The sequence below is a fragment of the Hyphomonas sp. genome (assembly GCF_013823385.1).
Taxonomy (GTDB): Bacteria; Pseudomonadota; Alphaproteobacteria; order Caulobacterales; family Hyphomonadaceae; genus Hyphomonas.
The window spans coordinates 59697-85899 of the sequence record NZ_PNMA01000012.1 but is presented as its reverse complement, the minus strand read 5'-3'; the positions used below and the strand labels follow the sequence as shown (position 1 = coordinate 85899).

Annotated in this window: 24 protein-coding genes; 11 read left to right on the top strand and 13 right to left on the bottom strand. The window is 63.4% G+C overall.

The window, feature by feature from the left end; translation table 11 throughout:
- Positions 1–22 precede the first annotated feature (22 nt).
- The 3 genes from glmU to gor are packed head-to-tail and all read left to right on the top strand — an operon-like array spanning position 23 to position 3561.
- Entirely contained in the window at positions 23–1408 is a 1386-nt protein-coding gene (gene glmU / locus C0456_RS09315) for a bifunctional UDP-N-acetylglucosamine diphosphorylase/glucosamine-1-phosphate N-acetyltransferase GlmU (protein ID WP_291050892.1), read from the top strand.
- A gap of 10 nt (positions 1409–1418) precedes the next feature.
- Positions 1419–2120, top strand: coding sequence for a ribose-5-phosphate isomerase RpiA (gene rpiA / locus C0456_RS09310; protein ID WP_291050889.1), 702 nt, complete (start codon positions 1419–1421; stop codon positions 2118–2120).
- A gap of 55 nt (positions 2121–2175) precedes the next feature.
- On the top strand, positions 2176–3561 hold the full coding sequence (gene gor / locus C0456_RS09305) for a glutathione-disulfide reductase (protein WP_291050886.1): 1386 nt from the start codon (positions 2176–2178) through the stop codon (positions 3559–3561).
- 163 nt (positions 3562–3724) lie between these two features.
- On the opposite strand, the gene C0456_RS09300 is transcribed toward gor, so the two are convergent.
- The gene (locus C0456_RS09300) at positions 3725–5032 is read right to left on the bottom strand and encodes an AAA family ATPase (protein ID WP_291050884.1); all 1308 of its coding nucleotides are present in this window, start codon (positions 5030–5032) and stop codon (positions 3725–3727) included.
- A gap of 152 nt (positions 5033–5184) precedes the next feature.
- Between C0456_RS09300 and C0456_RS09295 the strand changes: the two genes are divergently transcribed.
- From C0456_RS09295 to C0456_RS09285, 3 genes are all read left to right on the top strand, one after another.
- The gene (locus C0456_RS09295; protein ID WP_291050882.1) at positions 5185–6561 is read left to right on the top strand and encodes a class II 3-deoxy-7-phosphoheptulonate synthase; all 1377 of its coding nucleotides are present in this window, start codon (positions 5185–5187) and stop codon (positions 6559–6561) included.
- A gap of 61 nt (positions 6562–6622) precedes the next feature.
- The gene (locus C0456_RS09290) at positions 6623–7822 is read left to right on the top strand and encodes a hypothetical protein (RefSeq protein WP_291050880.1); all 1200 of its coding nucleotides are present in this window, start codon (positions 6623–6625) and stop codon (positions 7820–7822) included.
- 71 nt (positions 7823–7893) lie between these two features.
- Complete coding sequence (locus tag C0456_RS09285; protein ID WP_291050878.1) at positions 7894–8610, top strand: CPBP family intramembrane metalloprotease; 717 nt, start codon at positions 7894–7896, stop codon at positions 8608–8610.
- Positions 8611–8615: 5 nt separating this feature from the next.
- Here C0456_RS09285 and C0456_RS09280 read toward each other — a convergent pair whose 3' ends face one another.
- The 3 genes from C0456_RS09280 to C0456_RS09270 are packed head-to-tail and all read right to left on the bottom strand — an operon-like array spanning position 8616 to position 12473.
- Positions 8616–9239, bottom strand: coding sequence for a DUF3558 family protein (locus C0456_RS09280; RefSeq protein WP_291050877.1), 624 nt, complete (start codon positions 9237–9239; stop codon positions 8616–8618).
- A 4-nt stretch (positions 9240–9243) separates the two neighbouring features.
- Positions 9244–10869 carry an OmpA family protein gene (locus C0456_RS09275; protein WP_291050874.1) on the bottom strand — a complete coding sequence of 542 codons (1626 nt, stop codon included), beginning with the start codon at positions 10867–10869 and terminating at the stop codon, positions 9244–9246.
- Entirely contained in the window at positions 10869–12473 is a 1605-nt protein-coding gene (locus C0456_RS09270) for a hypothetical protein (protein WP_291050871.1), read from the bottom strand. The genes C0456_RS09275 and C0456_RS09270 overlap by 1 nt, the downstream gene beginning before the upstream one ends.
- A 304-nt stretch (positions 12474–12777) precedes the next feature.
- Here C0456_RS09270 and C0456_RS09265 point away from each other — a divergent pair, with 304 nt between their 5' ends.
- On the top strand, positions 12778–14196 hold the full coding sequence (locus C0456_RS09265) for an MATE family efflux transporter (protein WP_291050868.1): 1419 nt from the start codon (positions 12778–12780) through the stop codon (positions 14194–14196).
- Positions 14197–14226: 30 nt separating this feature from the next.
- Here the strand turns inward: C0456_RS09265 and C0456_RS09260 are convergent, their stop codons facing one another.
- The 4 genes from C0456_RS09260 to C0456_RS09245 all read right to left on the bottom strand — a co-directional run bounded on the left by C0456_RS09260 (position 14227) and on the right by C0456_RS09245 (position 17439).
- Entirely contained in the window at positions 14227–14493 is a 267-nt protein-coding gene (locus C0456_RS09260; RefSeq protein WP_035593325.1) for an HU family DNA-binding protein, read from the bottom strand.
- 99 nt (positions 14494–14592) lie between these two features.
- Complete coding sequence (locus C0456_RS09255; RefSeq protein ID WP_291050866.1) at positions 14593–15504, bottom strand: hypothetical protein; 912 nt, start codon at positions 15502–15504, stop codon at positions 14593–14595.
- Between the two features lie 139 nt (positions 15505–15643).
- On the bottom strand, positions 15644–16363 hold the full coding sequence (locus C0456_RS09250) for a hypothetical protein (RefSeq protein WP_291050864.1): 720 nt from the start codon (positions 16361–16363) through the stop codon (positions 15644–15646).
- A gap of 56 nt (positions 16364–16419) precedes the next feature.
- Positions 16420–17439: an NADP-dependent oxidoreductase gene (locus C0456_RS09245; protein ID WP_291050863.1), complete on the bottom strand. Its 1020-nt coding sequence runs from the start codon at positions 17437–17439 to the stop codon at positions 16420–16422.
- 218 nt (positions 17440–17657) lie between these two features.
- On the opposite strand from C0456_RS09245, the gene C0456_RS09240 reads away from it, so the two are divergent.
- Entirely contained in the window at positions 17658–18584 is a 927-nt protein-coding gene (locus tag C0456_RS09240) for a Gfo/Idh/MocA family oxidoreductase (protein ID WP_291050860.1), read from the top strand.
- Between the two features lie 2 nt (positions 18585–18586).
- On the opposite strand, the gene C0456_RS09235 is transcribed toward C0456_RS09240, so the two are convergent.
- The 5 genes from C0456_RS09235 to radA form a co-directional block, all read right to left on the bottom strand.
- The gene (locus tag C0456_RS09235; protein ID WP_291050857.1) at positions 18587–19303 is read right to left on the bottom strand and encodes an SDR family NAD(P)-dependent oxidoreductase; all 717 of its coding nucleotides are present in this window, start codon (positions 19301–19303) and stop codon (positions 18587–18589) included.
- Between the two features lie 21 nt (positions 19304–19324).
- Complete coding sequence (purF, locus tag C0456_RS09230; protein ID WP_291050855.1) at positions 19325–20776, bottom strand: amidophosphoribosyltransferase; 1452 nt, start codon at positions 20774–20776, stop codon at positions 19325–19327.
- A gap of 114 nt (positions 20777–20890) precedes the next feature.
- Complete coding sequence (locus C0456_RS09225) at positions 20891–21769, bottom strand: hypothetical protein (protein WP_291050852.1); 879 nt, start codon at positions 21767–21769, stop codon at positions 20891–20893.
- Between the two features lie 66 nt (positions 21770–21835).
- On the bottom strand, positions 21836–22363 hold the full coding sequence (locus tag C0456_RS09220) for a CvpA family protein (protein ID WP_291050850.1): 528 nt from the start codon (positions 22361–22363) through the stop codon (positions 21836–21838).
- A complete protein-coding gene (radA, locus tag C0456_RS09215; protein WP_291050847.1) occupies positions 22356–23738 on the bottom strand; it encodes a DNA repair protein RadA in 1383 nt (460 codons plus the stop codon). Before radA ends, C0456_RS09220 begins: the two co-directional genes overlap by 8 nt.
- 138 nt (positions 23739–23876) lie before the next feature.
- On the opposite strand from radA, the gene C0456_RS09210 reads away from it, so the two are divergent.
- The 3 genes from C0456_RS09210 to C0456_RS09200 all read left to right on the top strand — a co-directional run bounded on the left by C0456_RS09210 (position 23877) and on the right by C0456_RS09200 (position 26194).
- Complete coding sequence (locus C0456_RS09210) at positions 23877–24323, top strand: hypothetical protein (RefSeq protein WP_291050845.1); 447 nt, start codon at positions 23877–23879, stop codon at positions 24321–24323.
- A gap of 36 nt (positions 24324–24359) precedes the next feature.
- Positions 24360–25550 carry a TIGR03862 family flavoprotein gene (locus C0456_RS09205; RefSeq protein ID WP_291050842.1) on the top strand — a complete coding sequence of 397 codons (1191 nt, stop codon included), beginning with the start codon at positions 24360–24362 and terminating at the stop codon, positions 25548–25550.
- An 83-nt stretch (positions 25551–25633) separates the two neighbouring features.
- Positions 25634–26194: a hypothetical protein gene (locus tag C0456_RS09200; RefSeq protein ID WP_291050840.1), complete on the top strand. Its 561-nt coding sequence runs from the start codon at positions 25634–25636 to the stop codon at positions 26192–26194.
- Positions 26195–26203 lie beyond the last annotated feature (9 nt).

Genomic DNA, 26203 nt, shown 5'->3' with positions numbered 1-26203 from the left:
GAAAGCGAGAGGGAGCCCGCACTTGACTGACAGCCGGAAACAGCGCGCCGCCGTCATCCTTGCTGCCGGCAAGGGAACCCGGATGAAGTCGCCCCTGCCCAAGGTGATGCATGCCGTGGCCGGGCGCCCGATGGTGGACTGGTCGATCGAACTGGCGCGGAAAGTCGGCGCAGAGAAGATCGTGGCGGTGGTGCATCCGTCGCAGGACGTGCTGATCGCGCATCTCACCCAGCACCATCCGGATATTGCCATTGCCTATCAGGACCCGCCGCAGGGAACCGGCCATGCCGTGCGTTGCGCGGAAGGGGCGCTGGCAGGCTTCGAGGGCGATCTTGCCGTGCTCTATGGCGACAGTCCGCTGGTGCCGGCAGGGACAATCGAGGACCTTTTCGGGACACTTTCGGACACTACAGGTCTCGGAGTGCTCGGCTTTGAGGCCGAGGAGCCCGGCCTCTATGGCCGCCTGATCACGTCGGAGGATGGCAGCCTGGAGGCCATCGTGGAAGCGCGGGAAGCCACGCCGCACCAGCTCAGGGTGCGCCTCTGCAACTCAGGCGTCATGGCAGGCCGCGCCAAGGACATGTTCCGCCTGCTGGCGAACGTCACCAACGCCAATGCCAAGGGCGAGTATTACCTGACCGATCTTGTCGGCCTTGCGCGCGCTGAAGGCATCCGCTGCGCTGTGGCGGTCTCGGGCGAGGATGATCTGATCGGTTGCGATTCCAAGGCAGACCTCGCCGAGGCTGAAGCGATCTTCCAGCGCAGGCGCCGCCGCGCGCTGATGGAGGCGGGTGTCACGATGGTCGCGCCGGAAACCGTGTTTGTCTCTCATGACACCGAGATCGGCCCGGATGCCGTGATCGAGCCGAATGTGGTGTTCGGCCCCGGCGTGAAGGTGGCGGGCGGGGCGCAGATCCGCGCGTTCAGCCATCTGGAAGGCGCCGTTGTGGGCGAAGGTTGCAGCGTTGGCCCCTATGCGCGCCTGCGGCCGGGCACCGTGCTGGGCAGAGGCGTCCATATCGGCAATTTCGTCGAGACCAAGAACACCGCCATGGGCGAGGGCGCCAAGGCCAATCACCTGGCTTATCTGGGCGACGGGGCCATCGGCGCGGGCGCCAATATCGGCGCGGGCACGATCTTCTGCAATTATGACGGCTATCTCAAACACCAGACCGATGTGGGCGAGGGGGCGTTTGTCGGCTCCAACTCTTCCCTCGTGGCGCCGGTGCGCGTTGGCAATGGCGCCTATGTCGGCTCCGGCAGCGTGATCACCAAGGATGTGCCGGATGATGCGCTTGCCGTGGGCCGGGGGCAGCAGGTCACCCGCGAGGGCTGGGCGAAGGATTACCGGGCGAAGAAAGCCGCCGAAAAGGCCGCCCGCAGCGCAGGCAAGGACAAGAAAGGCTGATAGGCCCGACATGGCTAGCGAGACCGAAAAACAGAACGCCGCCGCCGCCGCGATGGACTTTGTTGAGGAGGGCATGACCATTGGCCTCGGCACCGGATCCACGGCGAAGTTTTTCATCGAGATGCTGGCCGACGAGATCGCCGACGGGCTGATCGTGCGCTGTATCGAGACCAGCCTTCAGACACGCGACCTCGCCCGCAGCCTCGGCATTCCGCTGATCCCGTTCGAGCAGGTGGACCGCATTCACCTCACCGTGGACGGCGCCGATGAAGTCGGCCCCGGCGGCGTGCTGATCAAGGGCGGCGGGGCGGCGCTGCTGCGCGAGAAGATCATCGCCAACGCGTCGGATCACATGGTTGTGATCGCCGACAGTTCCAAGGAGGTGCCCCATATCGGGGCGTTTCCGCTGGCTGTGGAAGTGACGCCCTTCGGCTATACGATCACGGCCAAGAAGGTGCATGACGCGCTGGTGGCGTCCGGGGTCGAACGCCCGCGCATCGAGCTGCGCAAGCTGCCCGGCAGCCATGACCTGCTGGTCACCGATGGCGGCAACTACATCTTCGACTGCCATTGCGGGCGCATTCCAGACCCCGCCAAGACCGGCGCCTATCTCTCCGGCGTGCCGGGCGTTGTGGAGCATGGCCTCTTCATCGGCATCGCCCGCACGGTGATCATCGGCGAGGAAAATGGCGCCCATATCATTGAATACTGAGGCGGGCGCCTCACATCTGCTGCCGGAAAAACATTAGAAATCCAAGGAATATCCCATGACCGATGCCGCCTATGACTATGACCTGTTCGTGATCGGCGGCGGATCGGGGGGCGTGCGCGCCGGAAGGATTGCGGCGCAGGCGGGCGCGAAGGTGGGCCTTGCCGAGGAATACCGGATGGGGGGCACCTGCGTGGTGCGCGGCTGCGTGCCGAAGAAGTTCATGGTGTATTCCAGCAAGTACGGAAAGGACATCGAACTTTCTGCCGGATACGGATGGTCTGTGGGCGAGGTGTCCTATGATCACGGGAAATTCATGGTGGGCCTGCATGCCGAGGTGGACCGGCTGTCGGCGATCTATGACCGCAACCTGAAGAATGCCGGGGTCGATGTGTTTGATGACCGCGCTGAGTTCGTGGACCAGCATACGCTGCGCCTGAAGAGTTCCGGCAAGACGATTACCGCGAAGAAAATCTTGATTGCTGTGGGCGGGCGGCCCTGGCTTCCGTCTGCGGAGGAACTTCCCGGGGTCGAGCATGTGATCGATTCCAATGGCGTGTTCGAATTGACCGAGCTTCCAAAACGCATGGTGATTGCTGGCGGGGGATATATCGCGGTCGAGTTTGCGCATGTGTTTGCCGGGCTCGGTACGGAAGTTTGCCTAGTCTATCGCGGCGACACCGTGCTGCGCGGCTTTGACGACGAGATCCGCCTGGCCGTGCATGAGGGCCTGAAAGAAGATGGCGTGCGCGTGGTGACGAAATGCGTGTTCAAATCCATCGAGAAGACTGACGCCGGCCTCAAGGTGACGCTGAGCAGCGGCACCGAGATCGAGACCGATGTTGTGCTGATGGCCGTGGGCCGCCGGGCGAATACGGAAGGTCTCGGCTGTGACAAGGCGGGCGTGAAGCTGGCCGAGAATGGCGATGTGATCGTTGATGAATGGTCGCGCACCAGCGCTGAAAACATCTGGGCGGTTGGGGATGTGACCGGCCGCGTGGCGCTGACGCCTGTGGCGATCCGCGAAGGCCATGCCTTTGCCGATACCGAATTTGGCGGCAAGCCCTGGAAAATGGATCACGAGAATATTCCGACGGCGGTGTTTACCCAGCCCGAAGTCGGCACCGTGGGCATCTCTGAAGCAGAAGCGCGCAAGACCTATGGCGAGATCGACATCTACAAGACGAAGTTCCGCCCGATGAAGAACATGCTGAACGGCGACCAGACGCGCACCTTCATGAAGCTCGTCGTGCGCGCGTCCGACCAGCGCGTGCTCGGCGTGCATGTGGTGGGCGATGACGCCGCCGAGATGATCCAGACCGCCGCGATTGCCGTGAAGATGGGCGCGACGAAACAGGACTTTGACCGCACCTGCGCGCTCCATCCGTCTGCGGCCGAGGAACTCGTCACGATGCGGACAAAATGGGTGCCTGAGGGCGTTTAGGCCCTCAAAGCCCTTCTCCCTTGGGAGAAGGGTTGGGATGAGGGGGCTTCACTTCAGATGGAGTGAGAAGTTGAGGGGGCGTCCTCCCTCACCCCCAACCCCTTGCTCGGGAAATCGCAGTGCGATTTCTGATCCTCGCAAGCCCGCGGGAGAGGGGGCTTTATCAGTGCCCCGTCTTCCCTTCATTCAGTCCACGGATTTCCAGCGCGACCTGTTTCAGGCTTTCGCGGATGGGCTTGAGGCCGCCGCCGCGCCCGGCATGGATCACCAGCTGGCGCCAGGCGGGCTGGCCTTCCTGCGGGGCCTTGACGGCGAAATGCGCTGAGCGGGGCAGGGCGGCGGTGAGCAGCGCCTTTGACAGCGGGAAGCCGGCAATCTCGTCGAACACGCCATTGCGCGCATCGGCCTCGAAGGTTGACTGCTCATTGCGGTTCACGGCGTTGAAGAGGATGCCGAGCTGCGGGCGCTTGCTCTCTTCCACCTGGTTGCGGATCACCTGCGCCAGGAGGCGCACCCCGCGCAGCGAGTAGATATCCGCATGCATCGGCGCGATCACCCGGTCGGCCGCTTCCAGCGCGCAGCGCGTCAGGAAGGTGGCGTTGGGGTTGGTGTCGAACACGATGAGGTCATACTCGCTGCGGTAATGCTCCACGCAGCGCAGGAAATGCTGTTTCACGGCGGCGAGCGAGTCCGGGTCGCCGGAGAAGGCGTATTTGGAAATCTCGAACTGGCCGGAGATGATGTCGAACCGTCCCGGCGGCCCATCGACCCCCAGAATGGGATGTACGAACTGATCGCGTGGAGCAGGCGTGAAGGGCTGGATCGTCAGGCCCAGCCAGTTTTCCGCCGGAGACGCAGCGTCGCGCGCATGCAGGCGCGAGCGCTCGAAGAGGGAGATGACAGAGCGGTCCTGCGCGGAGGAGGCGTCGGCCAGATCCATCGGATAGAAAGTCTGGGTGAGGTTATATTGCGGGTCGAGGTCGATCAGCAGCACGCGGCCGCCAAAGGCCTCCTGCCAGGCGCCGAACACCTGCGCGGTGACGGTAGTTTTGCCCACGCCGCCCTTGAGGTTCATCACCGCGATGACCGGGCATTTCTTCCGGTAGGCTTCCTGGGTTTCCGCGACGAGCTGGTCGAGCCCATCCGGCATGGCGGAGGAGAGGCGCAGGTGCGGCTGGACTTCCTGCTTGAAGAAGCCGTTGAGGCGCGCCTTGTCGACCTGGTAGGGGATGAGTTTCAGGCCCATCGCCTTGGCCGCCTCGACATCCTGGCGCACGCGGCGCGAGCGCACGCCCTCGGCCGACACCAGCACGATGATGGCGAAGGCGCGGTCGATGGCGGCGTCGGCTTCCGCGCGGGAGGTGTCCTCGCCGGGGTAAAATACCGTTACGGAAGCGGCCCGCAGCGCCTCATGCAAAGCGAGCAGGGCGTCCGGGTCTTTGCCCGAATGGCTGATATACACGTGCGACATGTGGCCCCGCGGCTCGTGAATCTTCTGTATGAACCGGCCTTTTAACGGCCTGGCCCGCGATTCCGCCATCTTCTTGCAGTGAAATTATGGTGAAACTTGAGCAATGGGCGCTCATATGTTTTATCGCGGCGAAACTGAGTGAGACCCGAGCAATGACCTGGCACCCTTCCGACTGGCGTAACCTGCCTGCCAAGCACATCCCGCAGGACTATCCTGACGCGGCCGCCCTGGCAGCTGTTGAAAACCGCCTCCGGAGCTTTCCGCCGCTGGTTTTTGCCGGCGAGGCCCGGCGCCTGAAGACGCGGCTGGCCGATGTGGCCGCCGGCAAGGCGTTCCTGCTGCAGGGCGGGGACTGCGCCGAAAGCTTCAAGGAATTCCACCCGGACAACATCCGCGACACGTTCCGCGTGATCCTGCAGATGGCTGTGGTGCTGACCTTTGCCGCCGCCAAGCCGGTGGTGAAGGTGGGCCGGATTGCCGGCCAGTTCGGCAAGCCGCGCTCCGAGCCGACCGAGACGATCGACGGCGTGACGCTGCCCTCCTACCGGGGCGACAATATCAACGGCATGGAATTCACCCCTGAGTCCCGTATTCCGGACCCAGAGCGCCTGATCCAGGCCTATTCGCAATCGGCCGCCACGCTGAACCTGCTGCGCGCCTTCAGCCAGGGCGGCTATGCCAGCCTCGCCAATGTCCAGCGCTGGATGCTCGGCTTCGTGGACCGTTCCTCGCAGGGCGAACGCTACCAGAAGCTGGCTGACCAGATCTCTGCCTCGCTGCGCTTCATGGAAGCGGTTGGCCTTAACGCCGAAAGCGTCCCGCAGATGTCGCAGGTGGAGTTCTACACCAGCCATGAGGCGCTGCTGCTGGGCTATGAGGAAGCGATGACCCGCATCGATTCCACCAGCGGCGATTGGTATGACACCTCCGCCCACATGCTGTGGATCGGCCACCGCACACGGCAGGTGGACCATGCGCATGTCAATTTCTGCAAGGGCGTGAAAAACCCGATCGGCATCAAATGCGGCCCCGGCATGGAAACCGACGAGCTGCTCCGCCTGATCGACACGCTGAACCCGAAGGACGAGCCTGGCCGTATCACGCTGATCTCGCGCTTCGGCTCGGAAGGCGTGAAGGCCGGCCTGCCGCCGCTTGCCCGCGCGGTGAAGAAATCCGGCCGCACCGTCGTCTGGTCGTGCGATCCGATGCACGGCAACACGCTGAAGACCGGCACCGGCTTCAAGACACGGCCTGTGGACCGCGTTCTCTCCGAAGTGCGCCAGTTCATCGATGTGCTGTCGGCCGAGGGCTGCTATCCGGGCGGGGTGCATTTCGAGATGACCGGCCAGAACGTCACCGAGTGCATCGGCGGCGCGCAGGCGATCTCGGAAGAAGACCTCTCCAGCCGCTACCACACCCATTGCGACCCCCGCCTGAATGGCGAACAGGCGCTGGAACTGGCCTTCCTCATCGCCGAGAAACTCCAGGCCGCCGAAGCCGACGCCGCCGGCGCGCGCAAGGCGGGATAGGGTTTTACTTATAGGTTGAACCCTCTTAGGCTCCCGGAAGGCAACTTCCGGGAGTTTTTACATGGTCCGCACCTTGCTGCTGGCGAGCGTCTTCTCCCTAGCGGGGTGCGAATCGACTGCCCCTGCGTCCGGAGCGGACTTAGCCATTGCTAGTGCCCAGCAGCCATATTCTGTGTCGCAAAAGATGCAGGAGGCGCGGTCCTTTCTATATGCCCACGCAGAAAGCTTCCTGGCTAATCCTACGGCTCCCAGCTTTGGATCGGGCTACGCACAGGCTGTTACCCTCATGGGCCGGGAAGATCTGATGGCGCTGATCCCGCCTGACGACCTTTATCACCGGAAACAGGATTGCTTCGACGATCTGCGGCCCGCATTGCCCGAGATCCGCGAAGTCGCGGAAAGCCATACGCTGGTCATCCTGAATGAGAGCCATTCCCGACCGCAGCATCGCGCCTTCATCGGCGAGGTGGTGGAGATGTTGCGGGCTGACGGGTTCACCCACTATGCCGCTGAAACATTGAGCGTTGAGGGCGCTCAGCAGCTCGAAGGCCCCGCGAAGGTGGGGCAGGGCTGGTATATTCAGGATCCGATATTCGCGCGCATGCTGGAACACATCCGGGCGTCCGGCATGGTTCTCGTCGCCTATGAGGAAACAGAGGAGCAGCGCCTGAAGGACGAGGGCGCAACGATTGAGGAAATCGTTGCGGTTCGGGAAGAGGCGCAAGCCCAGAACCTGATTGATGCTGTGCTGGGGCATGCTCCGGAGACGCGGATGGTTATCCATGTCGGCTACGGACATATCGAGGAGTTCAAAAACAGCGACACTGCGATGATGGTTACGCGACTGAAAGAGAAGACAGGCATTGATCCGTTCACGATTGACCTGACATATTGTGGTTCCGTCAGTGGGGAACCTCAGATCACTTCCCTAATCAATGGTCGCCCCGCCAGAGAATTTGGAGGGACGGATATGGCCGTCAGGCTCAAGGAAGCGATCTACACAGCCAACCGCCCTGATTATCGCCGCACAGCAGACACTCAGGATATTGCCGTGCCAGCAGAACTCCGTCCCGCAGAAGGTCTGGCGATCATCGAGGCCCGCCTAATGGGGCAGGGCGACGAAGTGATCCCTATGGACCGCCTTCTGCTGCGTCCCGATGAGGAAATCCCGCTGATACTCCCGCCAGGTGACTATTCCGTGGCCGCATTCAATGGTGAAGGGCTGGTAGCAGGCCCGGTCAGGATTTCCGTCTCGCCCTGATTTTTTAATACCCCCTCGCATCCAAATCGCCCCGCCGCTGCATCCAAGCCTCAGCAAGAGGAGCGCGCGGGATGGATGAGCTGATCCGGACATTGATCGAGACGGGGCTGCTGGCGGGGTTTGGCCTCCTCGGGGCGGTGGTGTTCCGCAGGGATTTCCGCTGGAAATGGCTCGCGGCTGCGCTAGCGCTCAACCTTGCCTATCAGGCGCTGCTGACGCGCGGCTTCTGGACCATTCCAGACCCGTTCACCGGCGCGGACTGGAACTGGGCCGGCAAGCTGGCGGCGATTGCCGGCACGCTGATCGTCATGTCTCTGCCCGCCTTCGGCTGGAAGCGTTGCGGCATGACGCTGGACCAGGGCCCGCGCTGGGGCGGGGCGCTGGTGATGTTCGTTGCGCTCGCCGGGCTGTTCTTCTGGCTCGCCCTCGGCAGCGCCGACGGGAAGCCGGACGGCCTGGAAACCATCGCCTTCCAGTGGACCATGCCGGGGCTTGACGAGGAACTCTTCTATCGCGGCACGCTGCTGCTCGCCCTCAATGAAGCCTTCCGTGGGAGGATCAGTATTGCGGGCGCGCCGATCGGCTATGGCGGCGTGCTGACCAGCCTTCTCTTCGGTATCACCCATGCGTTGAGCTACAAGGCCGGCGCGGTCGATTTCGACCTGATGACCTTCGCGATGACCGGCCTGCCGGCCTTCCTGCTGCTCTGGCTGCGCGAGCGCACCGGCAGCCTCGTTCTGCCGGTCATCGCCCACAATATCGCCAACGGCGCTTCGACCCTCTTTTGAGCGCCCTAGAGCCCGTAGGTCTCGATCAGCTTTTCGGCGAAGGCTTGCGCGCGTTCGTCCTTTGAGGCCTTGGCCGCCTCATCGTCCCGCATTGTCTTCTGGGCATTGAGGAGGATCATCGCAGTTTCATCATCCGCATTCGGAAAGATGGAGAGGCGGCCCCGGTCTCGGCGATAGACGGCGGTGACCGTGCCGCTTGTTTCGCCGATGACGCTGAAGCCGCCCATTTCGCTGGCGAGCTTTGTCTGCTCGGCGCGTTCAGCGGCAAGATTGGCGGCGCTGTCCCAGGTCTGGATGCCCGCGCTGAAAATCTGGGTGCCGCCTGCGTCTGTCCAGATACAGCGGGTTTCGGACGCTGTGGTTTCCAGCACGCCCTCTCCCGGAATGCCAAGGGCTGCGAGTTCTTCGGCCGGCAGCCAGGCGCAGGGATCGGCATTCGCGGCGGCGGCCCATTTGTCCCAGTTGAAACCGCTGGATGTGGCAACCGGCGCGGCAGGCTCTCCAGGCTCGGCCGCCACCGGGGCGGCCTCAGGCGTGGCAGGGGCGTCGACGGGCGCAGCCGGTTCGCCGCCACAGGCAGATGCAGCCGCGAGCAGGACGAGCGCAGGCAGGATTTTCAGTGCCTTCATGGGGTCACTCCTTCAGATAGCCCTTCTTGCCGGGCAGGATGAGAATATCGACACGCCGGTTTTCCGCGCGGCCTTCTTCGGTCGCATTGTCCGCCACCGGACGGCTGGCGCCATAGCCCTTGATGGTCACGTCTTGAGGCACAGGAGAGATCTTTCCGGAAAGATTGGCCCAGACAGACTTGGCGCGATTTTCCGAAAGCGTCTGGTTCGATGCGGCCGAGCCGGTGGAATCGGTGTGGCCTTCGACGGTCACGCGGATATCGGCGCCATAACTCTCCAGCTGCGCGGCAAGACCGCTGAGGGCGGCTTCTGCCTCCGGCTTGATCTCGAATTTGCCGACATCAAACAGCAGGGCGCTGTCAAGCGAGAGGCGGATTTCCGCGCCAACGGCGGCGATGGCGTCAATGTCTGCGCCGGCATGATTGCCGCCACAGGCATTGCTGGCATTGGTCAGCCGGACGAAGGGAAACTTGTCGCCCTTGCTGACGAAGGGGCCGATATCGACATCCGAGCGCGCCCCTTCGATCTCGCCTACTTCGATCCAGTTTTCCCCATCAGAAGAGATGGCTAGCGTCGTTTTCTCGACCACCGGGCCGATCTCGAAAATATAGAGATCAATGCCATCGACATCGATAAGGATATTGTCCGTAAACTGTGTAACCAGTTCGCCGTTGCAGCCGAGGGAAATGAAATCGGCGCTATAGGTGTTGCGGTAGTTGGGAGCGCCCAGCGCGCTGCCGGGGAAATCGAATGGCGCCTTGGAGGGCTTCTCGCCCGGCGTGAAACTGACCACCCGGTCGGCAAAGGAGAACTCGCCGAGCGGGAGGCAGATTTCCCGCTTGCCGCTGCCATAGACGAGGCCTGGACAATCGGCCGTCTGACGGCCCTTGCCGGGCGCGTCCCGATCCAGTTTTGGGGGCGGCGCGCCGAGGGTCTTGGGCAGGAGGAGGCGGATGTCCGCCTCGGTGATGCGGCCCTCGCCGCTGCCCTTGATCAGGGCGTTGAGTTCTGCGTGCGTTGCGGTGAAGCGCCCATCTGACTGGGCCTTCAAAAGGGCGTCCAGTTCTTCTTTCGTCATGGTGAAGCTGCCGCCCATGCTCTCAACAAGATGGTGCAGGGTCGGGCCGGTCAGCTCCAGAACGGGGCCGTTGCGGGCCAGGTCCAGCGCTTTCTGCGCGCCGGGCGTGGCGGCTACCAGCCCATCCCGCGTGGCCCGGAGGGCATCAACGCCGGATGCGGCCTCCTCGTCTGCGGCCACTTCTCCTGCCATGTCCATCTGCTCTGCCAGCGGGCTGAGATCGAGGGTTGGATAGGCTTCCTGAAGCTGCTCGAACGTTCCTGCCGTGGCGCCTGCCTGCCCATCCTCAGTGAACGAATAGAGCGCGACACGGCCATTCTCGCGTGCTTCGACCCAGTAGACGCGGCCCTCCAGATCGGTCACCGGGATCGCCGTTTCCGGCAGGCCTTCGGGCCGCACGAATGCCGTGCTGGCGGCGCTGTCTGAGGATGGTGCGGGCGCGGCGGCATCCTGAGGCGTTTCAGAAGCCTCCGGTGGCGTGGTCTCGCTGCCGCCGCAGGCCATCAGGGTGAGGAGACCGGCGGCGGCCAGCCATGTCTTGAGTTTCGGCATCAGTTCGTCCTCTGATAGCTGGCCCTGATGGTCCGGTAGAACATCTCGCCTTCCGTGGTGCGCCACATCGGATTGTTGTTATGCTCGGCCTCGCACCGGCCAAGCTCATCGAGGATGCCGGTCATCTTGTCATTGAACTCGGCCCATTTGGCGTCATAGGCATCCTTGGTGCCCTGGAAGCTTTTCTGGATTTCGGCCTTCTGCTGGGCCCAGGACATTTCGACAAACTGGTGCGGCTTGGGCACGGTGTCGCCCATGGTAATGGCCGTGCTGACGAAATCTGCGGTGCTCATATAGATGATCCGCAGGCGTTCATAATTGAGGAGGAGTTCGTCCAGCTCCCGGAACGGCTCGCGATAGCAGGCTTCGCACGCATCATAATTGTCCCAGGCCGCGCTCATCTCCTCGTCAAACTCGTTTTCGACCGCCGGGGGGCGGCAGGTCAGCGGCATGGGCGGCAGGTTTGACGGGTCAGGCTCCATCTCGCGGTCGGACTCGACCAGCATCCGCAGGCGCTCGATCTCGGCGCGGTTGGCCGATGCCTGGCGGTTGAGTTCATTGATGCGCGCTTCGGCTTCGGCCAGGCGATCGGTGTAGCCCTCATCGACGGGCGCAGGCTCCGGATCGCTGCCGGGCACTTCTTCGCCGGGCGCGGCGTCATCCTTGGGTGCGTTGCCGGGATCGAAATCTTCCGGTTTCAGCTCAATGGGGCGGCCTGAACTTGTGGTCGCTTCGCCGGTGAAGGGGTTCGGGGGCCCCGCCTTCGGCTTGTCCTCCGGCTTGCCGGCGGTTGCGTCCTTGTCCTTGTCGCGCGGCACGTCCGGCAAAGGCTTGTCGACATCGAAGGGGTTGGGCACCTCGTCCGGCTTGCCGGTATCAAACGGGTTTGGCACGCCGGTATCCGGGGGGGCTTCCTCACCTTGCGCATAGGCCGGGGCAGGGGCATTCACCTCCGCCATCGTCAGCCCACCAATCAACAGGATGGCCGCGGCGCCAGTCTTGTTGCGCCGCATCAGCATGATGGCCAGAAACACCGCGATCAACGCCAGCAGCCCCGCAATCACATAAATAATGGGGGATGTGCCACCCCCTGCTGCGCCTGCCGGCCTCCCTGTTCCAGCGGCTCTGGCGATCTCGGGATTGGAGTAGACGCGCGCCATGCTGGGCGCGGCGGGCGCGCCTTGCCAGAATACCACCGTCGCACGCGCCGGCGCGCCATCCGGCGAGGTCAGCTGGATGCCGACATCGCCATAAGCGCGGCCTTCGAACACAAAGCTGCCGTCGCTGCCAGTGGATCCGGACTGGACGGCCTTGCCCCAATTGTGACGGTGCAGCGTAATATCCAGCGGCCGGGCACGCGCCGCAGCAATCACCTGCACGGAGAAGGGCGCCGATACATTGGTGCCGCGCACATAATACCGCGCCGGACTATCCCCCACCGTCATTTCAACGGCAGCAAACCGCCCTTCCTTGCCCGGACGTTCCGCATAATCCAGCTTTATGGCTTTTATCTCGTCGCCGGGCGGCGTGGCCGGTTCGGCCCAGGCAACAGCGGCGAGCATGAGGCCTGCAAGCAGGCCCATCAGCAAACGTCCAAACGGCATCGGTTAAATCCCCTTATCGAGCCGGAACTGTCTGAATTGCGCAGAACCTGTCGCAGGGCGCCCCGCGGATCAAGCCCCAAATCCGGAGGCGTTGGCTAACGGCTGCTAACCCTTGCCCGCATTGTGTAGTGTTTGCTCCGCATCCGGCCGGCGCGGGCGAATTGAAATTCCCGGCCCGGCCGAGGATTCCTGAAGCATAAATTTCATTGTCCGGACGGCTTGCCCTCTCCTCCTCTTTCGGGCATCACGCCCGGCTGCTCAGAAATCAGGCAGAGGCCTGGACAAGATCAAAGGGAGGGCAGTCATGGCGGCGACGTCGCGCCTGCCCGCCTGGGCGCGGGCAAAGGATATTGCGGATCTGATCCGGCTGTCGGTGCCCATCGCCGTCAGCCGCATGGCCATGATGCTCATGGGCCTGACAGACGCCATCGTGCTCGGCCAGTATGCGCCGGGCGAGCTTGCCTATGTGCTCTCGGCCTGGCTGCCGATCGGCGTGTCGCTGGGCTTCGGCATTGGCATCCTGCTGGGTGTTCAGGTGCTCACCTCCGAAATGCTGGGAACGGGCCGGGCGGCCGGGTCTGGCCGGATCTTCCGGCGCGGCCTCTGGTGGGCGGTCCTCATGGGCGTGGTGCTGACGGCGGCGCTGGTGCCGTTCGCCGATCCCTTCTTCCACTGGGTCTTCGTCACCATCGCGCCCGCCAGCGAGGAGGCCGCCGCAACCGCTTCGCCCGAAGTAGTCGCCGCCGCTACCGCGTCGGTCACGCGCATCCTCGCCCTCGGCCTGGCCGGTCACATGATCGCGCAGGCCTGCTCCTATTATCTGGAGGCGCTGCGCCGGCCGCTGCTCGTCACCATCGTGATGTATGCCGGTGTGGCGATCAACCTTGTGGCCAACCTGGCGCTGGTCGCCGGCTGGTGGGGCTTCCCGCAGATGGGGGCCGAGGGCGTTGCCTGGGCCACCAGCATCACGCGCTGGCTGATCGCGATTGTCATGCTGATCTTTGTCGCCGCGCTTACCCCCGGCTTCCGCCGCTCGCCGGAGGCAGAGCCGGGCGAAGCGCGCCGCCAGCTCTCGGTCGGCTCGGGCACCGCCATTTCCAACATCGCCGAATGGGGCGGCTTCAACGTCACCTTCATCATCGCCACCTGGGTCTCCATCGCGGCGAACGCCGTCTATGGCTATTCGGTGCAGGTGATGGGCGTGTGCTTCATGTTCTATCTCGGCATCGCCACGGCCACCTCGGTGCGCGTGGCGGAGGCCATCGGCCGGGGCAATCCGGAAGAGGTGCGCAATGCCGGCCGGCTGGGCGTCGTCGCCACGATGGTGATGGGCGTTGTCCTCGGCGTTCTGCTGGTCAGCCTCGCCGGGCCGATCTCCCGGCTGCTGGTAAGGGAAGATGCCGTTCTCGGCGGCATCGCGATTGCCCCGGCGATTGCCGCGCTGCTGTGGCTGGCGGCAGCGGCCACGGTGTTTGACGGGCTGCAGGCAACGGCCTCCTTTGCGCTGCGCGCGCAGGGCATGGTCTGGCTGCCCAGCGCCATCCATCTTGGCTCATTCTTCGTGGTGATGATCCCGGTCTGCTACTGGCTGGCCATCCCGCTCGGGCGCGGCGCGGCAGGTGTGCTGGAGGGGGCGTTCATCGGCGTCTTCGCGGCCGGCACGGCGCAGCTCATCCTGCTGGAATGGAAAGCGGCGCGCCCCGGTGTGGAACGCGCCGCCTGATCCGGAAAGGCCCCCTTGGGAGCCAGAACCTTAGATGTCTTTCAGAGCCGATGCCGGTTTGAAAGCAAGAGAGGTTTTCTCGGGGATCTTGATGGTTTCCTTGGTTGCCGGGTTGCGGCCTTCGCGCGCATTCCGGGTCTTGGCCGAGAAAGTGCCAAAGCCGGCAATTGCAACCTGCTGGCGTGACTTCACTGCCGAAGCGACGGTGTCAAAAAGAGCGTCGACGGCTTTGCCAGCGTCGCTTTGCGACAGGCCGGAAGCTGCTGCCACCGCTTTGGTCAGTTCACCCTTGTTCATAGGGGTTCTCCTCTAGGTTAAATGACGTTTGCACGCCATTGGGCCGACTTACCCACGATTCGTAGCCCGTGAATATGCCGAGCGCCCTATAAACACGGGCTAAACGCCGAGAATCCAGCCCTCTTCTTCGGTGATGTGCCGGTTTTGTTCAGGGGAAAATGATTTGCCTGTGGAAAAAGCCGCGCTGAGGAGGCCTTTTTCGTCCAGATCAGCGTAGTGGCGGGCGATTCCGCGCACCTGGGCCTCGTCGGCAACCTCGCCTTTTTCTGGTTTGGCCTTGATCAGGGAGGGGTAAACCTCCGCCATCACCACATCGATTCCCTCGAGCGCCTCTGCGGTAAGGGGCTCTGTGCCCAGCTCGAAGGGCCACACCCGGGATGTGGGCCAGGCCTGCCGCAGGGCGTGCACATGCGGGATGCCGGTCAGCGTCTGGCTGCCCACCGAGCCGGTATAGGCCAGCTGCCAGACAGACTTCGGCTGGCCGATCTTTTTCTCCTTAAGGTGGTTCTCGCAGATCCGGTATTCCGGCAGAGCGCCGCCGTCATAATCGGGCCGGGTGGCCGAGAGAGTGGAGACGACATCGCGGGCCGGCGCGCCCCAGAACGGGAAGGCGCCCTTGGAGATCGCATAGTTGAGGCCCGCCGCGATGGCGTAGCGGGCGTTGGAATTGTCCGGCTTGTCCTTCAGCTTGCTGGCGAGGTGGGCATGGGTTGCCTGCCAGGGTGCCTGCTTAGACGTATCCAGGCCGAGGGCCGCCGCCGTGCCCGCCGGGAAGCCCAGCGCGAAGTCGAAGCCGATCAGGATCTTGTCGCCGCGCTTGGTCAGCTTGGCCACCATATCCTCGAGAAAGGCGCGGGCCTTCAGGCGCGTGTCGATGTTCACACCGCGATATTGCAGTTTGAGACGCGCATCCTTCGCCAGGATGCCGATCCAGATCGAATTGGCGCCGAGCGACGGCTTGGCCGCCGCGCTCCAGTCAACCATGATGTAGGCGTCAAAAAGAGCAGCCATAGTGTCCAGTCCAAGTAAAAAACCTGGTTGGCATATGACTCGCAAGTCAATCACCCACAAGGCCAAACCCTTGTTGGTGTGCGCTGTGTCAGAGGTGTGAAGCGGATAGGCTCTCCGCTTCACGTTCTCTGATTTGAGGCTATTTGATTTTGGAAGCTGCGGCCTGCGCGGTTTTGCGGATCGCTTCGGTCAGCATTTCAGCAGCGGCTTCTGGATTGGATGCCAGCTCTTCAAATGAAGTAAAGCCAAGCGACTCGTCGTGAAGAATGAATGTGGTTCCTTTGCGGAATTGCTTGGGGCCGTAGCCGACGCCGTCATTCGCCAGAACTTTGGAATCTGTTGCTGACACAAGATTGAGATCGATGCCGACAACTGGAACCCAGAGTTTGGATTGGGCTGCCGAATATCCCCATCCCATTACAACATCGAGATATGCGTCTGCGCCCTTGGGAGCGCCTTCAAAGGATTTGTAAGGAATTTTGATGGATGCCCCGGCCAGGGAGTTCTTCGGGCGAGGGCCGAAATCTTCCACACTGACTTCAAAGCCGGCCCCGCTGAGTTCGGAAGCGAAAACTTCCTCCAGCAGCTTTTCAGCATCGAAATTGGCACTCGAGAGTGCAGCATCCAGTTTGGTCGCGCGATCCTCAGCGACAGCTGCAGCAGCGATCCCACCGATTGCACCGAATGCTGCGCTGGCGCCCGCTCCGCCATAAGCGCTCGGGCGGTCATAAGCCATGTCCTTGCTGATCGCGATGGACGTGATCGGCGTTGCCGCCCTGTCAAATTTGACCGGTTCAAAAGCAGATACGCAGGCAGAAAGAGATAATGCTGCAAAGAGAGCAGTTAGTCTGGTAAGCATGTAATGGTTTCCCCAGTAGGTCGATATGTCATCGACCTCTGATCGCTACCATAAAATCAAATCTTTACAAGCATCTTGCCGGTGTTTGCGCCGGTGAAGAGGCCGAGGAAGGCGTCGGGCGCTTTCTCGATCCCGTTCATCACGGTTTCCTCATATTTCATTTTCCCGCCGGCAATCCATTTGGCCATGTCGGCGTGGAAGGCGGGCGTCATATCCGCATGTGACGAGACGATAAAGCCCTGAAGCTTCAGCTGCTTGCCAACAGCCTGGATGATGTTGTGCGGGCCTTCGGGTTTGCCGGTCTCGTTATACTGCGCGATCATCCCGCAAAGGGCGAGGCGTGCGAAGGGGCGGGCTGCCTCGATCGCGGCGGTCAGATGGTCGCCGCCGACATTGTCGAAATAGACGTCGATGCCCTTGGGAGCCGCCGCCTTCAGCGCGGCGGTGAGGCCCTCAAAGCCCTGCGCCTGCTTGTAGTCGATCACATGATCGGCGCCGAGGGATTTGACGAAGGCGCACTTCTCCGCCCCGCCGGCAGAGCCGATGACGGTGCACCCCTTGATCTTGGCGATCTGGACAACGGTGGAGCCCACCGCGCCCGCCGCGCTGGAGACGAACACGGTGTCGCCCTCCTTGAGTTCGCCCACGCGCAACAGGCCCGCATAGGCCGTCAGGCCCGGCATACCCGCCACGCCCAGATAGGCGCTTTCCGGCAGGCCGGTATTGGGCAGCTTCTGCACCATCGCCGCCTGCGGCGCGGCCACCCAGGCCGTGCGCCAGCCGAGCATGGAGGAGACAAGATCGCCCGCCTTGAAATCGGGATGGGCCGACGCCGTCACCCGGCCGACCGCGCCGCCCTGCAGCGTCTCGCCGATCTGGAAGGGCGGCACATAGCTCTCCCGGTCATACATCCGCCCGCGCATGTACGGGTCGACCGACATCCATGTGTTCACCACCTGGATCTCGCCCGGCTGCGGATCGGCAACCTCCACCTGGCGGCTGGCAAAGTCGGAGAGCTTCGGCATGCCCACGGGGCGGGCGGCGAGGCTCCAGTCGGTGGAGGTGAGCTTGGACATGGCGGTTCCTTCCCTTGTGATTTTTGTGTCCGGATTTGTCCGGATTTGTCCCGGATTTGTCCGGCGCAGTCCCTTCCAAATGACCCGGCTGACCCGGTATGTGAAGGGGGTGACCCGAAGATTCCCGCGCCCGCGCTGCAGCGCCAGCCTCACGCCAAGGGTTGCCGAGCCGCCCCCGCACATGTCATGTCGGCCCAGAAAAAAGGATCAGGGCAGGAATGACCAGGCTCAAGGTGGGCGTCGCAGGCGCCGGCGTCTTCGGGAATTATCACGCACAGAAAGCCGCCGCTTCAGCGCGCGCAGACCTTGTCGGCATCTTCGATGTGGACCTCGCCCGCGCCCAGAAACTTGCCGATACCTTCGGCACGAAGGGCTATTCCGACTATGCCGACTTCCTCGCCCAGTGTGACGCTGTCGTCATCGCCGTCCCTGCCGTCTGGCATGAACCGCTGACCCGCCAGGCGATCGAGGCGCATTGCCATGTGCTGGTGGAAAAGCCGCTCGCGCTGACCGGTCTGGCCGCGCGCGATCTGGCTGATGAAGCCGCTGCCCGTGGCCGCATCCTGCAGGTGGGCCACCAGGAACGCTTCGTTGCCATGGCTATGGGCGTGCTGGCGATCAAGGAAACGCCGCTGCTGATCGAGTCGGTACGTTCAGGCCCGCCAGCCCCCGGTGGGCGGGCGGGAGACGTGTCGGTGATCTGGGACCTCATGATCCATGACCTTGACCTGGCCGCGATGATGCTGGGCCGTGAGTTCACCCATGTCGAGGCGACGGGCCGCAAGGTCCATTCGGCCCATATCGATGAGGCCGAAGCGGTGTTCGACTATGCCAGCGGCGGCAAGGCGAAACTGCGCGCCAGCCGCGCTGCCGACTTCCGCGAGCGCACGATGCGCGTGGTCTATCCCTCCGGCGAAATCGACATCGACTTCCTCACGCGGCGCCTGAAGAACACGACGCCCTATGAGGTGAAGGTCGACATTGCCGCCGACCTGCCCGACCCGCTCGGCGCAGCCGATGAGGGCTTCTATGCGGCCTGCCTCGGCCTTGCGCGCAGCCCTGTGCCCGCGCATGGCGCGGTGGCGGCGGTGGCCATGGCAGAAGCGGCCGAAGCCAAGGCGCTGGCGGGCGCCCCGGCGAAATAGGCTCAGCTCACCGCGATCTCGCGGTAGACGACGCGGGCGCCGGTGCGGGTTTCTTCCGGCGACACCAGTTTCACCAGTTCCCTTGCCACCTCTTCCGGTGTGGGCAGCGTCATCGGGTCTTCGCCCGGCATCGCCTCGGCGCGCATGCCGGTGCGCACGGCGCCGGGATCAAACAGATTGACGCGAAGCGCCATCTTCTCGTTCTCGTCGGCCCAGGCTTTGACGAGGGCCTCAAGGCCGGCCTTGGACGCCTGATACGGTCCCCAGAAAGCACGGGGTCGCGGGACAACGCCGGAGGTGACGAACACCGCGCGCGGATTTTCCGAACGGTGAAGGGATGGACCAAGCGCGCGGATCAGATGCGCATTGGCCGTGAGATTGACCTGAATGGTCTCCTCGAAGCTGCGCGGGCCGCAGGTTTCCAGCGGGCCGAGCGTGCCCAGGAGGCCGGCATTGGCGACGAAGCCGTCCAGCTTGCCGAACTTCTCAGCGATGATCTTGCCGAGGGTCTCGATCCCCTTGGTGTCCTTCAGGTCCATCGGGACCAGGACCGCTTCGGAGCCGAGCGCGCGGATTTCATCATCGAGCTTTTCGAGCGCCGCCTTGGAGCGGGCTATGGCGATCACGATGTTGCCCTGGCGGGCAAGCTCAAGGCTGATGGCACGGCCGATGCCGCGCGAGGCGCCGGTGACAAGAATGAGACGGGGTGTAGCGGTCATCGCGCGGCTTTAGCGCGAGGCTCACACATCGTCCAGCAGGGAGAGCTGACGCTCTTTGTCCGCCTGGTCGCGCTGATGGTCGGCCAGCGGGGTCGGGTATTGGCCGGTGAAGCAGTGGTCAGCAAATTGCGGCTGCATGCCGTCGCGCACCGGCTCGCCGATGGCCTTGTAGAGGCCGGGCACCGACAGGAAACCGAGGCTTTCCACCTTCAGCTCACGAACCATTTCTTCATGGGTGTGAATTGCGGCGAAGAGTTCGGACTTTGCGGCCATGTCGATGCCATAGAAATCCGGGTTCACGATCGGCGGGCTGGCCGAGCGGAAGTGGATCTCGCGGGCGCCGGCTTCGCGCACCATCTGCACGATCTTCTTAGAGGTATTTCCGCGCACGATGGAATCGTCGACCAGGATCACGCGCTTGCCTTCAAGCACGGCGCGGTTGGGGCTGTGCTTCTTGGAGATAGCCGTCTGGCGGCCTGTCTGGGTCGGCTGGATGAAAGTGCGGCCGACATAATGGTTCCGGATGATGCCCATCTGGAACGGGATGCCGGAAGCTTCGGAAAAGCCGAGCGCGGCGGGAACGCCGGAATCGGGCACCGGCACGATCACGTCGGCATCGGCATGCGTTTCAAGCGCCAGCTGGTTGCCCATCCGGCGGCGCACTTCATAGACCGAACGGCCCTGGATGAAGCTGTCGGGGCGCGCGAAATAGACATATTCGAAGATACACGGGCTCGGCGGGCGCGGCGGGAAAGCGCGGATGGACTCGATGCCCTCCTCGCTGATGACGACGACTTCGCCATTCTCGATCTCGCGCACAAACTCGGCGCCGATGATGTCGAGCGCGCAGGTTTCCGACGCGAGCACATAGGATTTGCCATGACGGCCGAGGATCAGCGGGCGCAGGCCGATGGGGTCACGTGCGCCGATCAGCTTCTTGCCGGTGATGCCGACGAGGGCGTAGCCGCCCTCAATCTGGTGCATCGCATCGACGAGCCGCTCGACGAACTTCTTCTTCGGGCTGCGCGCGACAAGGTGCAGGATGACTTCGGTGTCCATCGTGGACTGGAAGATCGCGCCATTGCGGACGAGTTCCTGGCGCAGGATGCGGGCATTCGTCAGGTTGCCGTTATGCGCCACGGCGAAACCGCCGGTATCAAGGTCTGCAAAGATCGGCTGGATGTTGCGGGCCATCGGGCGGCCCTGCGTGGAGTACCGGTTGTGGCCGATCGCGGCATGGCCCGGAAGGCGCTGGCGAAGGTCTCCGCCGAAGCTCTCCCCGACGAGGCCCATATGGCGTTCGGAGGAGAATCGCTTGCCGTCAAAGCTGACGATGCCGGCCGCTTCCTGTCCTCGGTGTTGCAGGGCGTGAAGCCCCAGGGCTGTCAGCAGACTTGCTTCAAGGCTGCCAAAGACTCCGAAAACGCCGCATTCTTCGCGGGGTTTATCGTCATCATGATCGAAAAAGACCATCGGACGTTCCGGCTTTGCTGGTGGGGGCCTATGCCTAGGCGGGGATATAGGCCGGTTCTTCTGCGGGCGAAAGCCCGGCAGTGACATTCTTGTCATCAAATCACAGGGAGTGTTTCAGAACGGGTCTGCCGGTGTGCGTTGCGCGTGACGGAAAAGGATGTCTGCAGCAGAGGGATGTTGCGGCCGCAGCAAGGGCTCAGTGGCCGCTTTTTCCTGACGCCAGCTCACCACGTCTGCAGTGGCCGGCAGGGCGCGCAGATCGATCCAGCCGGAAGCCGGGAGGATGCCGGAGAGCCCTTCATCATCCGTCTGCACCAGCCAGACATGGTTTCCGGATGGGTCCCCATATTGCAGCGCTGATGCGGCGAGGTCTTTCTCTCCGGTATGTGCCGGCAGCTGATCGAGGCCCCAGAAGATCGACACCCGTTCCGGATCGGCGCTGGCCGCTGCCTTGCAATGCATGCCGGAGACCTTCACGGACTTGTCCGGGTTCACGGCATTCCATCCGCGCAGCACGGTGAGGATATCCGTCAGAGCGGCAGTCTTCTGGCCCTCCGGGATCGGCGCGGACCTGACCACATCTGCGGCGAGCGCGCTGGTGGCGGCGCCGCTGGCATAGGTGTCCAGCATCTCGGCGCCCTCGCAGGGCACATTGAGCACCAGGAGCCCCAGACGGCCAGACTGGACAAGGGCTTCAGTGAGCGCGCTCTTGAGGCTCTCGTCTTCCTGCGAGTGGGCCCAGTCGCCTGCGAAGCTCACGAGTTGGGCGCCCGAGATCGCACGCGCCAGCGCAGCGATCCCCGGATCTTCGGGGCGAAGCGCCGCGACCTGGACGGCATGGGCTTTCAGCGTGTCGTTCGCGTTTTGCTGCTGCGCCGGGGCATCTGCGGGCGGCGGAGGGGCTGGCTCGGTAGCGCAGGCGGCGAGCATGGCAGACCCTATGCCGGCAAGGAGCAGGCGGCGGGCGAGGGTCGGCGCGCAGAGCAGCTTCATATCGTGTCCCCGGAAAGTGCTGGCGCGGAGACTAGCTGACCCGTCCGGGCTGGCAAGCTGGCGCGGTTATGGCTGGCGCTGGGCACTGATTTCGCGGCTGGCTTCTTCGGCCTCTCCGGTCACCCTGTCAGCAATCTGCTCAAGGTAGGGATAGCTGAAACTCTCCGAGATGAAGGGGGGCACGCGGTCATGCTCGACGGCCACGTTCAGCAGCACGGCAAAGAAGACCAACGCAATGAAGCCGCGGAAAATGCCGAAGACGAGGCCTGCGATATGATCGAACAGGCCGATCTCGCCATTTGTCATGATCGATTTTGACAGGCTTTGACCAAACCAGGCCACGATCACATAGACGATCAGGAAAGCAGTCACGACGAGGATGATGTCCGGCGCCAGCGGATGGGTGCCTTCCGGCAGCAGGCCGGCGACCGTCGTGCTGAAGAATTTGCGCGCATAATAGGCTGCTGCCAGCGCGCCGATGAAGGCGCCAAGCGTGGCAAGTTCCCGGAGGAAGCCGCGCGCAAAGGCCATGATCGCCGAAACGATGATCACACCGACGACGATTCCGTCAAAAGCTGAAATGTTTTCAAGCATCAGGCGCGTCCGGCGCGAGTAAGTCGACGAGCGCGATAAGCCTTGCAATCGGCGTCACCGTCAAGCCGCTCTCTGCTGAAGGAATGCCCTCCGGGGCAAAAGCGGTGCGGAAGCCCAGCCGGGCGGCTTCCTTGAGGCGCTGGTCCATGCGCGGCGCTGGCCTGACGGCGCCAGAAAGCGCAATTTCGCCGAAGAACACGGAACGCTTTGGAACAGGGTTTCCGGCGAGCGAGGAAAGGAGGGCGGCTGCGGCAGCCAGATCCCCTGCCGGCTCGTTGATCCGGTAGCCGCCTGCGACCGAGAGATAGACATCCATTCCGGCGAAGTTGACCCCGCAGCGTGTCTCCAGAACGGCCATCAGCATGGCGAGGCGCCCGGAGTCGAAACCGATCACGCTGCGCCGCGGCGTGCCGAACGGGCTTTTGGCGACGAGGGCCTGCACTTCGGCCAGCACGGGGCGCGAGCCCTCCATGGCGGCAAATACCGCTGTGCCGCCGCCGCCTTCATCTTCGGCCGAGAGGAAGAGTGCCGACGGCTCCTTTGCCGGGGCGAGACCATATTGGTGCATCTCGAAGATGCCGATCTCGTCGGTGGGGCCGAAGCGGTTCTTCACCGCGCGCAGGATGCGGAACTGGTGGCCGCGTTCGCCTTCGAAATAGAAGACGGCATCGACAAGGTGTTCCACCACGCGGGGGCCGGCGATGGTGCCTTCCTTGGTGACATGGCCGACGAGCACGAGGGCTGCGCCGGACTTCTTCGCCCAGCGCACGAGTTCCTGCGCGCAGGCGCGCACCTGCGCCACCGAGCCGGGGGCGGCTTCCAGACTGTCTGACCAGAGGGTCTGGATCGAGTCGATCACCACGAAATCGGGCGAGGCTTCCTTTAGCGCGGCGAGGATCTTGCGCAGGTCTGTCTCGGTCGCGAGCTGGACGGGGGAATTGGCCACTTTCAGGCGCCTCGCCCGTTCCTGGATCTGGGCGGCGGCTTCCTCGCCGGAGACATAGACCGTCTTCACGCCATTGCGGGCGAGGCGGGCAGCAGCCTGCAGGAGAAGCGTGGACTTGCCGATGCCGGGATCGCCGCCGATCAGGGTGGCAGACGCCGGCACGATGCCGCCGCCAAAGACGCGGTCAAGCTCGTCCACGCCGATGACAATGCGGTTTGGCGTTTCGGTTTCGGCGTCGAGGGCGATGAACTCCGCCTTCGGGCCGCGCTTTGTGCCAGCCTTCTCAGCCTTCAGCGCGCCGGGCGGGGCAGAGACAGTCTCTTCGACCAGCGTGTTCCACTCCCCGCAGGCTTCGCAGCGCCCGGCCCATTTGGCGTAAACGGCGCCGCAATTCTGGCAGACGAAGGCAGAGGTGGGCGGTTTCGCCATGGGGAATCGGTTCCAGCAGGGATTCTGAGCGCCGGAGTCTAGGCGCGCGCCTGAGTCTGCGCAAACAGGAAGCCCACCTGAACCGGTGGTTTTCGGGCGGGGAGGAAGAAGGCAAGGTTCCAGAAAAGGGGACTGCTCATGATCATCCGCACGCTCGCTTCAATCGCCCTTCTCTCTGCGGCCTGCCTGCCGGCGATGGCGCAGTATGACGACTCTGCCAACGTCAATACGGCGTTCGCGCAGGGCAAGGCGCTTGAAAAGCCGCAGACCACTAATGAGTATTGGACCTGCGCCGTCTTCTGGCATGTCTGGTCGGAGTTTGCCGCAGATGAGTTTGGCGAGACGATGATGGCCCGGCTGGACCCGGCCCTGGGCGAAGCCGCCGCGCAGGCTGCCTACGCCTACTGGGAGAAAGAAGCGGCGCTCAAGATGGGCCTCGGTATGGGAGAGCTGGACGCGGAAACAGAGCTGTTCCTGGAGCAGCGCACCGATACCGCCTGGGGAATCGCTGAAGGGGTGGTCTGGGGGGAGGATTACTCCTTCGTGTCCATTCTCGGCCAGTGTGCCGTGCCGGCGGGGCAGTAGCTGGCCACGCCCGCGCCCGCCCGCTAAAGGGGCGGGATGAAACGGGTTGCGATCATCGGGGCGGGGCCTGCGGGCCTGATGGCGGCGGAAGCGGCGCTGGAGCGCGGCGCCCGCGTCGCCATCTATGACGCGATGCCGAGCCCTGCGCGCAAATTCCTGATGGCCGGCAAGAGCGGCCTCAACATCACCCATTCCGAAGACGAGGCGATCTTCCGTTCCCGGTATACTGCGCCCGATGGGCGGCTGGCGGCGATGGTTGAGGCGTTTGGGCCTGAGGAGATTGTGCGCTGGATGGCGGGGCTGGGGATCGAGACCTATGTGGGCTCCTCCGGCCGGGTGTTTCCCGTGGGCATGAAGGCCTCTCCCCTGCTGCGCGCCTGGCTGGCGCGGCTGGGGAAAGGGGGCGCCACGCTGCACACGCGCCATCGCTGGAAAGGATGGGACGGGAACGGCGCGCTTCTCTTCGATACGCCGGAAGGCGAGGTGCGCTTGACCGCAGACGCCACCATCCTGGCGCTGGGCGGGGCAAGCTGGCGGCGGCTTGGATCAGATGGGGCGTGGGCGGACATTCTGGCCGCGCGCGGCGTGGAGATTGAGCCGTTTGCGCCATCGAATTGTGGGTTCACGGTAGACTGGTCTACGCGAATGCTGGCGGCGCAGGAAGGCGCGCCTGTGAAGGGGGTGGCGCTCACCGCAGGCGGCAGGACGCAGCGCGGGGATTTCGTCATCACGCGGGCCGGCATCGAGAGCGGCGCCGTCTATCCGCTCTCGGCGGCGCTCCGGCAGGAATTGGCGGGCAGCGGCGCGGCCACGCTTCTGGTCGATCTTCTGCCGGATACGGAGGAAGGGGCGCTTGCAGCGCGCCTTGGTGGCGCCCAAGCAAAAGACTCCGCCTCAAACCGCTTGCGAAAGGCGGCGCGGCTCGATGCGGTAAAGATCGCCCTTCTGAATGAAGTCACAAAAGGCGCGCCGCCCAAAGACCCCGCCACGCTCGCCCGCCTGATCAAGGCCCTGCCCCTTACGCTGACCGGCACCGCCCCGATGGACACCGCCATCTCCACCGCCGGCGGCGTTGCATGGGATGCGCTGGACGACCGCCTGATGCTCAAGGCTATTCCGGGTACATACTGTATCGGCGAAATGGTCGCTTGGGACGCGCCCACGGGCGGCTATCTGCTGACGGCCTGCCTGGCGATGGGGCGGGCTGTGGGGGCTGACAATAGATAAAAAGTGCCCCCATCTAATCGAGCGGTATGGACACCCTAAGGTGGTAGTGTATGCATGGCGAGCTACTTTTGGGGGACTAGAGTATGTACCATGGTGTACCTTCAGATTTGACGGTTTGGGAGTTAGCTAATTCTCAGGCTGCCGGAACATTGATTACTGCGATTGCGACAATTGTTGCGGCGCTGATCGCACGGCAAATCGTGAAGCGCGTAGATGAAGTTACAGATCAACAGAGAAAGAAAGCAGTTGACGAGCAGCTGTCCAAAAGACACGAGCTGCAGGTTGATCTTCCAACACAACAAGAAATCGATACCGCAGTTGAACAACCGAATGCCAATCTTAGGCCGTTTTCGCGCGCATCAGCTGGTTTTGGAGAAATCCGCGCTGCTGTAGATAAACTTGTTTCAAACGTGTCGGACGGACGTAGGCGTCGAAAGTACAAAGGTCTGCCTAAAACCGACCTCAGAGTCCATGTCTACCATCTTTGGCAAGACGATAGCTTAGGGTTGCCAGTGGCTGAATTGGTTGATGACGCAATCTCTCAATTCTATTCTTATAGGACGCGGCCGGATCAAATGCCCTTGGAGGTGGTCGAGCAGATAGAGAGGGCAGCAACGATTATAAAAGAATCGGCAAATGCTTGATTGTGCCCC